The sequence below is a fragment of the Flavobacterium circumlabens genome, from assembly GCF_004345565.1.
GTDB classification, from domain to species: domain Bacteria; phylum Bacteroidota; class Bacteroidia; order Flavobacteriales; family Flavobacteriaceae; genus Flavobacterium; species Flavobacterium circumlabens.
On the sequence record NZ_SLWA01000003.1, the window covers coordinates 521229 to 534178 of the forward strand.

General features: G+C 36.5%; 7 protein-coding genes. All 7 read left to right on the forward strand.

Annotated elements, in window-relative coordinates; genetic code table 11:
* Window positions 1-52 precede the first annotated feature (52 nt).
* The 7 genes from EV142_RS10500 to EV142_RS10530 all read left to right on the forward strand — a co-directional run bounded on the left by EV142_RS10500 (window position 53) and on the right by EV142_RS10530 (window position 12728).
* Window positions 53-2083: a glycoside hydrolase 5 family protein gene (locus EV142_RS10500; protein ID WP_127340716.1), complete on the forward strand. Its 2031-nt coding sequence runs from the start codon at window positions 53-55 to the stop codon at window positions 2081-2083.
* Between the two features lie 11 nt (window positions 2084-2094).
* The gene (locus tag EV142_RS10505; protein ID WP_127340717.1) at window positions 2095-4662 is read left to right on the forward strand and encodes a beta-L-arabinofuranosidase domain-containing protein; all 2568 of its coding nucleotides are present in this window, start codon (window positions 2095-2097) and stop codon (window positions 4660-4662) included.
* A 2-nt stretch (window positions 4663-4664) separates the two neighbouring features.
* Complete coding sequence (rbsK, locus tag EV142_RS10510) at window positions 4665-5570, forward strand: ribokinase (RefSeq protein ID WP_127340718.1); 906 nt, start codon at window positions 4665-4667, stop codon at window positions 5568-5570.
* A 90-nt stretch (window positions 5571-5660) separates the two neighbouring features.
* Window positions 5661-6659, forward strand: a complete 999-nt coding sequence (locus EV142_RS10515; RefSeq protein ID WP_127340719.1) for a GRP family sugar transporter — start codon at window positions 5661-5663, stop codon at window positions 6657-6659.
* 81 nt (window positions 6660-6740) lie between these two features.
* Window positions 6741-8933: a beta-glucosidase BglX gene (gene bglX, locus EV142_RS10520; RefSeq protein ID WP_127340720.1), complete on the forward strand. Its 2193-nt coding sequence runs from the start codon at window positions 6741-6743 to the stop codon at window positions 8931-8933.
* 22 nt (window positions 8934-8955) lie between these two features.
* On the forward strand, window positions 8956-10056 hold the full coding sequence (locus EV142_RS10525) for an SGNH/GDSL hydrolase family protein (protein ID WP_127340721.1): 1101 nt from the start codon (window positions 8956-8958) through the stop codon (window positions 10054-10056).
* Window positions 10057-10103: 47 nt separating this feature from the next.
* The gene (locus EV142_RS10530; protein WP_127340722.1) at window positions 10104-12728 is read left to right on the forward strand and encodes a glycoside hydrolase family 3 C-terminal domain-containing protein; all 2625 of its coding nucleotides are present in this window, start codon (window positions 10104-10106) and stop codon (window positions 12726-12728) included.
* Window positions 12729-12950: the final 222 nt, after the last annotated feature.

A 12950-nucleotide genomic window follows, 5' to 3' on the forward strand; every position in this document is an offset into this window, starting at 1 on the left:
GGTTTCTGCACATAAAATAAAATTTATGATGCATAAATACATACTATAACCAATGAGAAAGAAAGGATTTTTAAGAAGTGGGAATTTTGCACAGCATATAATAAAACAATTTATCGTTTTATTTATTTGCTGTACATTCAATACTATTTATGCACAAGAAAAATTACTCACTACTCCGGGTACATTTGCTGTAGGTGTCAATTATTGGTCATCTCACGCCGGAACCCATATGTGGAGGGATTGGAAACCTGAAATTATTGAGCAGGATTTTAAGCAGTTATCCGAGAATGGGATAAAGGTATTGCGGGTTTTTCCGCTGTGGCCTGATTTTCAACCCATTCATATCGTTTATTCAGGTAGAGGGGAAGCGAAATATTTTGCTTTTAAAGACGAACAGCCTTTACCTTTAACAGGAGTAGGAAGTGACGGTATGAGCGAAGAGCAATTGAAGCACTTTGAAGTTTTTGCAGATTTAGCACAAAAACACAATTTAAAATTGGTAGTGGGCCTTGTAACGGGATGGATGAGCGGTCAGCTTTATTTACCACCCGCTTTAGAAGGAAAAGATATCATGACCGATCCAGTTTCATTGGTTTGGCAACAAAAATTTGTAACTTCTTTTGTAAAAAGATTAAAGAATAAACCTGCCATTATAGCCTGGGATTTTGGAAATGAGTGCAACGAAATGCAAAAATTAGAGAATCACAATCAGGCCTATGTTTGGTCTTCCATAATTTCGGGCGCTATTAAAAGTGCAGACAATACCAGACCAATTATTTCTGGAATGCACAGTTTGCAAGCGGAGAATAATGCCACTTGGCGAATTATTGACCAAGCGGCAACAACCGATATTCTAACTACCCACCCTTATTCTTTGTGGACAAAATATACCAGTCAGGATGGAATAAACACAATGCGTACCATTTTGCACGCTGCTGCCGAAACCAGATTATACGGAGATATTGGAGGGAAACCTGCCTTAACTGAAGAAACTGGGGTTATGGGCCCCATGACGGGAGGCGAGAAAGAGAAAGCCGCTTTTGCAAGAACAGCTTTATTCTCTAATTGGGCTCACGACTGTATGGGAACTTTTTGGTGGTGTGCTTACGATCAATTGAGTTTTAAATATCCTCCTTATAATTATGCTTCTGTTGAAGCAGAGTTGGGTCTTATTAAGGAAGATAGAACACCAAAACCAGTTATGTCCGAATTGAAATCTTTCAGTAATTTTATTGATAAATTGCCTTTTAAAACATTACCTGCTCGCAAAACGGAAGCCGTTTGCATTTTAACTGAAGGACAAGATTCCTGGTCGGTTGCGTATTCTAGTTTTGTATTGGCAAAGCAAGCCGGTATTGATTTTAAATTTCAAAAAGCAGATCAGGAATTGATTGATTCACCACTGTATTTACTGCCTTCCTTAAAAGGAATAGATCCTTTTTATAAAGAGTATTGGTTTAAACTATTAGAAAAAGTAAAAGGCGGATCAACATTATATATTTCTTTAGACGATGCTTATTTACCTACTTTTAACGAACCACTAGGTGTTGAAGTTTCAGTGAATGAAAAACGCAGGGGTTCAATTGCTTTCAATGCAACAATCAATTCAGAGCCATTAATTTTTACTTCAAAATCCGAACGAAAATTGAAAATTGACCCTAAAAAAACAACTGTTTTAGCGGCAGAAGAAGATGGCAATCCGCTTTTGTTAAAAACCAGTTACGGTAAAGGATTTATTTATTTGTTGACTTTCCCGCTAGAAAATAATTTAAGCACCACAACTGGTGCTTTTGATAAAGGACAACCTAAATATGCCGCTATTTATAAAGAAATTGCAAAACCTTTACTAGAAAAAAGAGTTTTACAACAATCTAATCCTTTTATAGGCGTAACGGAACACGATACTAACGCTAAAGAGAAAGTCATCATTCTTATCAATTACAGCATAGACGATATTGTGTCGGATGTTGTGGTAAAAGAAGGCTGGAAAGTTAAATCTGCATTGTATGGGAATTTACCCATTTCGGATTCAGTTACAATTCCAGCAAATGATGCAATAGTTTTGAAAATCAATAAATTATAATAGTACTAATCATGAATCAATTTAAAATTATCATTCTTGCCATACTTCTCTGCTTGGTAAGTGGAACAGCAAATGCTCAGGCTTTTGTCCTTGAAGGGTCTTGGAAGATCACTTTTGAAGATAAAAAAGAATTTAGTCAATCGGAATTCAATGATAGCTCTTGGGAAAGTTTGACGGATTTGAAATGGAGCGACGATCATAAGACAACAGCCAACAGAACCTTGTGGATCCGAAAAAAAGTAATCATACCTTCTTCTTTGAAATCCGAATTTGAGAAAACCGGTTTATTGACTTTGAGTATGGGAAAAGTGCTTCAAAGCGATGATACTTACCTAAATGGAAAGTTGATTGGTTCAACAGGTTCAGGTGATACCTATCGAAATTATTTGGTAGCAAAAGAAGATATATTATGGGATACAGAAAATATCATTGCCCTTAGGGTGAGTCATTGGGGGGCATTTAAAATTTCTAAAATCCCAACATTCACCGCTGCAGCTCCTTCCAATTTTTTTGTCTATAAAAGCACTATTAAAAATGGAGATGTTAAAGGTACAATTCAAAATAAAGAGTTAGAATATCAATTAGAAATTACCAATAAATCTCCAAAAAAGATAGATGGATTTTTGCTGGCAGATTTTTATAATTTTCAGGGTACAAAAATCCATAGTTCACAAAAAAACATTGTGCTTGGAGTGGGAGAAAATCCAATTGTTTTTCCATACAAATCGGCATCCCCTTTTTTGAAAGTAGTATATACACTTAGCGTTCCTTCATTCGATTATACCAGTCAATGGAATGCAGAATACGGTTATGAAAGTATCATCTACAAGTCAGCTTTGCCAGTTGTTCAATACAAAGCATCACAAAAATATATCCCTGCAGACTTAAATAAAATTGCAATTGATGGCTGGTTGGGAGATAGACTTAAAGCCAACACAGAACAGCGGCTTCAAAAAGTGGATGAAGAAGCATTATTGGCAGGTTTTATTAATCGCCCCGGTAACCATTCCTGGATTGGAGAGCATGTAGGTAAATTTTTGGAAGCAGCTTGTAATGCCTATGATAATAAAGCAACCCCAGAATTAAAAAATCAAATTGACAGAACAGCCCAACAGCTTATTGGCGCTCAATTGGAAGATGGTTATCTGGGTACTTATGACATGGACAGCCATTGGACCAGCTGGGATGTGTGGAGTCATCGTTATGATTTAATGGGATTATTACGCTATTATGAACTTTCCGGATTCAAACCCGCTCTGGCATCAAGTGAAAAAATTGGCGATTTGTTAATGCAGACTTTTGGTACAGAGAAAGGACAAAAAGATATTGTAAAAGCGGGTGGACACGTGGGTATGGCAGCAACCTGCATTTTAGAATCAATGACAGAACTTTATCGTTTTTCAGGCAATAAAAAATATCTAGAGTATTGTTATGGACTGGTAAAAAGTTTCGACAATCCAGGTGGTCCGAGAATAATTACAACTTTGGACGCAGAGGGAAGAGTGGATAAGGTTGCCAATGCCAAAGCCTATGAAATGATGTCTAATTTTTTAGGAATTGTAAAATTGTATCGTTTAACTAATGATAATCAATTTTTAAAACCAATTGAAACAGCTTGGAATGATATTGTGAAAAGTCGACTATATATCACAGGAACCACTAGTTCTTTCGAGCATTTTCAAGACGATCATGTTCTGCCGGGCAGCCATAAGGATAATATGGGAGAAGGTTGCGTGACCACTACCTGGGTTCAGCTTAATTATCAGCTTTTTTGTATTACAGGTGAAATGAAATATTTAGATGAATTGGAGCGCTCCATATACAATCATTTAACGGGAGCAGAAAACCCGCAAACGGGCGGTGTTAGTTATTATACTCCATTGGTGGGCAAAAAGCCTTTCCGAACAGTAATCACTTGTTGTATGAGCAGTGTGCCTAGAGGAATTGCCATGATACCGCTATTTGGAAACGGAAAAATAAACAATAACCCTGCCTTTTTATTGTATCAGCCAGGAACATATAGTACAGTGGTTAATAAAAATAAAATTGCCTTTACAACAACTGGCGACTTTTTGAAGGATGGAAAAGTAACCATAACTGTCGATAGCAAAAGTAAAGTTCAATTTCCTGTTGAATTTAGAAAACCATATTGGGCAAGTGATTTTAGCATTCAAATAAACGGTCAGAAACAAATAATTGCCCAAAAGCAAACCACCTCAATTGAAAGAGTTTGGAAGAAAGGCGATAAGATAGAAATCAGTTTTATTATGCCAATTATAGTACTAGATGGAGGGAAAAGTTATCCAAATCAAATTGCCTTACAACGAGGCCCTCAAGTATTGGCCTACGATCAAAGGCTCAATAATGATTTTGATTTTAATGCTATTACTATAAACACAGCCAATATAGAACTAAAACCAGCTAATTATTCTTTACCAAAAAATTGGGTAGGCACAGAAAAATTCCAGCTTAAAGCCAACAGTGAGAAAACCAGCAAAAGTATCATACTGGTACCTTATGCCGATGCAAGTCAAACTGGCGGAATAATTTCTACATGGCTTAAAAAACAAAATAATTAATTATGAGCAATAAAATAATTGTAGTTGGGAGTTCCAATACTGATTTGGTATTGAAAACGGAAAGATTCCCAAAGCCAGGCGAGACTATTTTGGGTGGTGATTTTTATACTTTTCAAGGGGGAAAAGGAGCCAATCAGGCAGTTACTGCGGCAAGGGCAGGCGGTGATGTTACTTTTGTTTGTAGGTTGGGGAATGATACTTTCGGCAATGACGCTATTAATCATTATGGCAAGGAGAATATTGATGTAACAAGCATTTTTCAAGATCCCACAGCGCCAACAGGTGTGGCAGTGATTACGGTGAATGGAGAGGGAGAAAATTCTATTATTGTAGCCTCTGGAGCCAATGCTTTATTGAATGTAGAAGATGTGGAAAAAGCCATTAAAAATACAGGAGAAACCAATTGGTTTATTACACAATTAGAAACCCCTATAGAAGTTATCGTTTATTTGGCAAAGTATGCCAAAGACAACAACAAGAATTTGGTTTTGAATCCAGCTCCAGCGGCGGTTTTATCGGATGAAGTGTATGATGGACTGTTTTTGATCACGCCTAATGAAACCGAAACCGAATTGCTGACCGGTATTAAAGTTGTCGATGAGCTTACTGCCAGCCAAGCATGCGAGATTTTTAAGGCAAAAGGTGTTCAAAACAGCATCATTACTTTAGGCAGTAAAGGTGCTTATTTATCGACTGAATCTTATACAGGAATTATTGAATCAAAGAAAGTAAAAGCTATTGATACAACAGCTGCCGGAGATGTATTTAACGGAGCGTTAATTGTGGCATTATCGGAAGGCAAAAACTGGAAAGAGGCGGTTGAATTTGCCTGCAAAGCTGCAGCTATTTCAGTAACAAGAATGGGTGCCCAAACATCGGCTCCAACAAGGAATGAGATTGATCAATAACCAAATAATTGTGTTTTATGAAAAATATATTCTCGCTTTTTATATGTTGTCTGTTTATCTCAATATTTTATAATCTTTAAACAATAAATTATGTTTGTAATTCATTCGTATACTACGGCCATATTATTTTGTTTCATCACAATGTTGTGCTGGGGCTCATGGGCTAACACTACCAAACTCAGCTCTGCCAAATGGCGTTTTGAATTGTTCTATTGGGACTATGCTTTTGGGATTTTAATTTTGTCATTAATAATGGCATTTACACTAGGAAGCAATGGTGTGACAGGAATGTCTTTTTTAGAAAATATCGAACAAGCAGACAATAGCAATTTGATCTCTGCATTCATTGGAGGAATTGTTTTTAATCTGGCAAATATTCTGTTGGTTTCAGCCATTTCATTAGCAGGTATGAGTGTTGCTTTTCCAGTAGGAATTGGAATTGCGCTAATATTAGGAGTTTTGGTTAATTATTCTGCCAATCCGCAAGGAAATGTAACCTTATTGTTTGGAGGTGTAGCGCTAATTGCAATTGCCATTTTGTTGAATGCGAGGGCATACAAACAGGTATCGAAAGATACTGGTTCTTTTTCTGTAAAAGGATTAGTTCTCGCAATTGTAGCGGGGGTACTAATGGGCTTTTTCTATAAATATGTTGCTGTAAGTATGGCTACTGATTTTGAAATTGGAGAAGTAGGTAAACTCACGCCTTACACAGCTTTGGTATTGTTTGCTACAGGTATTGTGGTGAGTAATTTTGTTTTTAATAGATTGCTAATGCGTTATCCTTTTGCTGGAACTCCACTACGTTTTCAAGATTATTGGAGCGGTTCAAAAAGAGATCACTTGGTTGGTATTTTAGGAGGAGTGATTTGGCATTTGGGAATGTCTTTTAATATTATCGCTTCAGGAAAAGCAGGCTCTGCTATCTCTTATGGATTGGGGCAAGGAGCAACCATAGTAGCTGCTATTTGGGGGATTTTTATTTGGAAGGAATTTGCCAACGCCACAAAAGCAACGTACAGAAATTTATATTTAATGTTATTGTTGTACGTCATCGGTATTGTCTTAATCATTCTGGCAAAAAACTAATTGGATTAAATATCATTAAAAGAGAAAAACCTATAGTGGTTACTATCAATTAATTTAAAAATAAATATAATCAAAATAAGAATGAAAAAAATAGCAATTGTATGTTGTGTTCTTTTGTCCCATTTAATAGTGGCGCAAGTACCAGTATATAAAAATAAAACAGCTGCTGTTGAAAAGCGTATAAGTGATTTATTAAACAAAATGACAATTGAAGAAAAAATCCTGCAGTTAAACCAGTATACTTTTGGTGTTAATAGCAATCCCAATAATATAGGTCCGGAGGTAAAGGGATTACCGGCTGGAATTGGTTCACTAATTTATTTCAGTGCCGATCCGGTTTTAAGAAACACCATCCAAAAAAAGGCAATGGAAGAAACCCATTTGGGCATTCCTATTCTTTTCGGTTTCGACGTAATTCATGGGTTTCGTACAGTTTACCCTATCTCTATTGCACAAGCCTGTTCTTGGAATCCGGAATTAGTAAAACTAAATTGCAGTGAAGCAGCAAGAGAGTCTGTTTTGTCAGGTGTTGATTGGACTTTTTCACCTATGATTGATGTTTCTCGAGATCCGCGATGGGGACGCGTATCGGAAGGATATGGTGAAGACCCTTATGTAAACGCCGTTTTTGGAGTTGCTTCTGTACAAGGATATCAAGGCAAGAATTTGTCAGATCCATTCTCTATTGCCGCTTGTTTGAAACACTATGTTGGTTACGGCATGAGTGAGGGCGGGCGTGATTATCGTTTTAGCGATGTTTCGGCACAGTCATTATGGGAAACTTATTTGCCACCTTATAAAGCGTGTATTGATGCTGGAGCCGCAACTGTGATGAGCGGTTTTAATGATATTAGTGGTGTACCGGCAACATCTAATTATTACACATTAACCGAGATCCTAAAAAAACAATGGAAATTTGACGGATTTGTAGTATCGGACTGGAATGCGGTAGAGCAGTTAATATACCAGGGTGTTGCAAAAGATAAAAAAGAAGCAGGACAAAAGGCATTTATGGCTGGTGTAGAAATGGATATGAAAGACAATATCTATTTAGAAAATTTTACGGCATTAATTGCCGAAAAAAAAATACCGATCTCGGCAATCGATGATGCTGTTTCTCGTGTCCTGAGAGTGAAATTTAATTTGGGATTATTTGATAATCCGTATACGGAAATTGTTGACGAGCCATCTCGTTACCTGCAGCCAAAAAGCAAACAATTGGCAACTAATTTGGCTGAAGAATCAATGGTTTTGCTGAAAAATAAATCCAATACTTTGCCTTTAAGTTCAAAAATAAATAAAATTGCATTGATTGGACCGATGGCCAAAGACAAAGAAAATATTTTGGGTTCGTGGTCATTTAATGGAAAATCAGAAGATGCGGAAACTCTTTTTGAAGGAATTCAAAAGGAAATTAAAAATGCAGCAATCAATTATGCATTAGGCTGTGATTTTGATGGAGTTGATGAATCAGGTTTTGTCGAAGCTGTTGCCAAAGCAAACGAATCTGATGTTATAGTACTTTGTTTAGGCGAAAAGAAAACGTGGAGTGGTGAAAATGCTTCGCGCTCTACTATTGCTTTACCGGAAATTCAGGAAAAATTGGTGTCAGCACTTAAAAAAACAGGCAAACCAATTGTTTTAGTTTTGTCAAATGGCCGTCCTTTGGAGTTAGTGCGTGTAGAACCTTTAGTGGATGCTATTGTCGAAATTTGGCAGCCGGGAGTTGCAGGCGGGACTCCTTTGGCTGGAATATTGTCAGGCAGAATAAATCCTTCTGCAAAATTGGCTATTACTTTTCCTTTAACAACTGGTCAAATACCAACCTATTATAGTATGCGTCAAAGTGCCAGACCTTTTGACAAACAAGGAGATTATCAAGATATTTCAACCGAACCTTTGTATTGGTTTGGACATGGTTTAAGTTATACTAATTACAAATATAGCCCAGTAAAATTATCTGCAACAAAAATAAATAAAAATCAAAAAATAACAGTCAATGTTGATATTACCAATACTGGAAAAGTAGATGGAAAAGAAACAGTTTTTTGGTATATATCAGATCCCGTTGCATCTATTTCTCGTCCCGTTAAAGAGCTGAAGTTTTTTGAGAAGAAAGAAATAAAAGCTGGACAAAAAGTTACTTTTAAATTTGAAATTGATCCGAAAAGCGATTTGAATTATTTTGATTCCACAGGAAATAAAATACTCGAGCCAGGCAATTTTTACATTTATGTTGGGAATGAAAAAGTTGAATTTGAACTCACTGATTAAAAATTTATTTAATTTAGATATTATGAGATTTAATAATAGATATTTTTTCATTTTTCTCTTTTTTACAGCTGGAATTATACAATCTCAAAGTAAACAGGAAAAAATTATTGCTGCCAATAATCCCCTAATCGATTACATGGGGCGAGTTTCTTTGCAAAATGATTATGCAGATTTTTACTGGACAGGCTCCAGTGTTAGCATTACAATTAAAAATACCAAAGTTGTTCAAGCGACAATTGAAAGCGAAAAAGCAGATAACTACTATTATGTTATTGTGGATGGGAAAAAAGAATATGCAAAAAAGATTAAAATAAATAAAGGAAAGAAAAAATACACTCTTGCGGTCTTTTCAGATAATAAAAAACATCATTTAGAACTGTTTAAAATTACAGACACTAATGGATTAACAACTCGATTCTATGGTTTTATAACAGATAAAAATTCGAAAGTTTTAAAAAATAAGAAAAAGAAAAGAAAAATAGAATTTTTTGGAGATTCTATAACAGCGGGACACGGTGTGGATGTCCCCGTCGATAGTACTGATTCAGGGGCAGCTAAATATTTTAATAATTATAAAACATATGCAGCTATTACCGCCAGATACTTTAATGCTGAATATCATTGCACAGCTAAAAGTGGTATAGGGGTAATGGCTAGTTGGTTCCCTGAGATTATGCCAGAAATTTACAATAGGTTAAATCCAAATGATGCTAAAAGTGTCTGGGAATTTGGTAAATATCAGCCTGATATCGTTGTAGTAAACCTATTTCAAAATGATAGCTGGATTGTAAATATGCCAAACGAAGCCCAGTTTCAAGCACGGTTTGGGACTGTGAAACCATCGGAAGAACAAGTTATTAATTCGTATATGAATTTTATTAAATCACTACGAAACGTATATCCCAATGCCCATATTATTTGTTGTTTAGGAAATATGGATGCTACTAGAAAAACTTCTAAGTGGCCTGATTATGTTGACAAGACAATAGCGTCTTTAGGTGACCTTAAAGTGAAGTCCTGTTTTTTTGAATATAAAAACACGCCAGGCCATCCGAAAGAAAAGGAACAACTTGTCATGGCTGAGACTTTAATAAAGTTCATTGAAAATCAGAAATTATGGTAATGCAGCTTGCAAATTAGATCAACTATTACTATTTAAATTTAACTACTATGTATACAATATTTAATACAAATACAAATTCTAATTGTAAGTATAGATTCATCTTACTAGCGCTTTTTTGTATATTTCAAACTGCGGGTCAGTCAATTTATCAAAATCCAAAAAACACAATTGAAGAGCGTGTAAACGATCTGCTCTCCAAAATGACTCTGGAAGAAAAACTGAGTCAGATGGTAAACAATTCACCCGCTGTTGAACGATTAAATATCCCGGCATATAACTGGTGGAATGAAACTCTTCACGGCGTCGCCCGAAGTCCCTATAATGTGACTTCATACCCGCAGGCAATTGCTATGGCTGCTTCCTGGAATCCAGCGTCTCTTAAGACCATGGCTGAGTACTGCGCAGTGGAAGGACGCGCGATTTACAATGATTCCAAAAAGAAAGGAAAAACCGGAATTTATCTCGGACTTACATATTGGTCACCCAATATAAATATATTCAGAGATCCACGCTGGGGACGGGGTCAGGAAACATACGGAGAAGATCCTTATCTGACTGGTAATCTGGGAAGTGCATTTGTTAAGGGACTTCAGGGAAATGATCCTGTTTACCTCAATGCATCAGCCTGCGCCAAACATTTTGCCGTGCACAGCGGACCGGAGTGGAGTAGAAGCACCTACAATGCGGAGGTTTCCAAACATGATTTGTGGGATACCTATCTTCCTGCCTTCCGTGATTTGATTGTGGATGCGAAGGTTAGCGGTGTAATGTGCGCATACAACCAGTTTGAAGGTAAGCCATGCTGTGGAAATGATATTCTTATGCAGGATATTCTTCGAAAGCAATGGAATTTCACAGGATATGTTACTTCTGACTGCGGCGGAATCGGGATGTTTTGGAAAACGCACAAAACACATACAGATAAAGAAACAGCTGCTTCAGATGCGGTATTAAATGGAACTGACTGCGAGTGCTCCTCCGATCCTACCTATAAAGCATTAAAAAGCGCAATTGATAAAGGACTGTTGACTCAGGAAAGCATTGATAATTCAGTTCGAAGACTCCTGACAATCCGTTTTCGTCTTGGAATGTTTGATCCTGATGAAATCGTGCCACTGGGAAAGATAGATATTTCTGCTCTTGAAAGTCCTGCGCATAAAGCCCACGCTTTAAAAATGGCTCAGGAATCTTTAGTATTGCTTAAGAATGAAAATAATCTTCTACCACTTAGCAAAAAGATAAAAAAGATTGCACTGGTTGGGCCAAATGCAGATGAGAAGTCAGTTATGCTGGCTAACTATTACGGGTATCCTTCTCATGTAAGCACCATTTTGGAAGGAATCCAAAGCAAAGTAGGTGACAGATTGATTTTTGAACAGGGACTTACCTTAGTAGATAATAAAGTATTTAAGTCCAGTTATAACCCAAAAGAATTTTGCTCAGGGAAACAGGACGGGTTTGATGCTTCTTACTTTCAAAACACAAAATTCCAGGGTGATCCACAGGTCAAAAGACTTGATAAGAAAGTAGATTTTAAATGGGGAGACGGACACACGATTGATAATAAAATTATTATTAGAGAAATGTCTGTGCGCTGGAGTACAGATTATACTCCTTTAAAGTCGCAGCAAGTAACATTTAGTCTTATGGGTGATGACCATGCGATGTTATACATTGATGATAATAAGGTAATAGATACAGATTTAAAGAATTCTTATTATACACTTAAGGCTGAAAAAGGAAAAAAATATAAGATTGTTATAGAGTATGTACAGTTCAATGACAATGCCGAGGTAAAATTTGACATTGGCATAATTGAAACTCTTTCACCTGAGGAACTTGCATCAAGGGTAAAGGATGCTGATGTTATTGTTTTTGCCGGAGGAATATCTGCCCAACTCGAAGGAGAATCCATGCCAGTTTCTGTTGACGGTTTTAAAGGTGGAGATAGAACCCATATCAATCTTCCAGTGTTACAAACGAAAACCATGCAGGCTTTGAAAGCTACGGGAAAACCAATAGTTTTTATAAATATGTCAGGAAGTGCGATGGGATTTCAATGGGAAGCTGCTAATCTTCCTGTTATTCTCCAGGGATGGTATGCAGGTCAGGCCGGAGGACAGGCCATTGCCGATGTTTTGTTTGGAGATTATAATCCTGCCGGGCGTCTTCCTGTGACTTTTTATAAAAATGTCAATGATCTTCCTGATTTTGAAAATTATAGTATGGAGAACCGTACGTACCGCTATTACAAAGGGGAACCTTTATATTCATTTGGGTACGGCCTGAGTTATACTCATTTTGTGTATTCAGATTTGAAAACTCCTGTAAGTGTCAGAAAAGGTGAAAACCTTGCGATAAGTGTACAGGTCAAAAATGATGGAGAAATGGATGGCGATGAAGTTGTTGAGCTCTATGTATCGCATAAAGATGCAGGTTTAAAAGTTCCGATACGTTCGTTGAAAGGTTTTGAGAGAATTCATTTAAAAAGAGGGGAGAGTAAGATCATAAATTTTAATTTAAATCCAGGTGATCTTTCCATAATTAATGATGAGGGCAACACCTTGCAGCCGCTGGGCAGCGTTGAAATTTCAATAGGCGGATCCCAGCCTTCTGTGGCCGCCATTAAAAGCGGCGCCGCTATGTCAAAATTAGTAGCTGTAACACAATAGTAAAGAAAGAATAAATAAAAATGTGTTAGTGTAGGCTTATAAAACACCATAAGCGCTCAAAATCTTTAGAAATGTTATTTTGCAATCAACAATTATATTGAGTTTTTCTTACTAAATAACAGTTTAATCAATAATAATTTAAGATTATTCTATTAACACTGTTGAAAATACTATAAAGAAACAATTTTTTTTGTTTGATATTTTGATAAATTATCTTTACTA

Excerpts from the sequence above, each read along its gene's own strand:
- EV142_RS10500 (WP_127340716.1), top strand. The coding sequence starts at position 53 with ATGAGAAAGAAAGGATTTTTAAGAAGTGGGAATTTTGCACAGCATATA.
- EV142_RS10505 (WP_127340717.1), top strand. The coding sequence starts at position 2,095 with ATGAATCAATTTAAAATTATCATTCTTGCCATACTTCTCTGCTTGGTA.
- rbsK (WP_127340718.1), top strand. The coding sequence starts at position 4,665 with ATGAGCAATAAAATAATTGTAGTTGGGAGTTCCAATACTGATTTGGTA.
- EV142_RS10515 (WP_127340719.1), top strand. The coding sequence starts at position 5,661 with ATGTTTGTAATTCATTCGTATACTACGGCCATATTATTTTGTTTCATC.
- bglX (WP_127340720.1), top strand. The coding sequence starts at position 6,741 with ATGAAAAAAATAGCAATTGTATGTTGTGTTCTTTTGTCCCATTTAATA.
- EV142_RS10525 (WP_127340721.1), top strand. The coding sequence starts at position 8,956 with ATGAGATTTAATAATAGATATTTTTTCATTTTTCTCTTTTTTACAGCT.
- EV142_RS10530 (WP_127340722.1), top strand. The coding sequence starts at position 10,104 with ATGTATACAATATTTAATACAAATACAAATTCTAATTGTAAGTATAGA.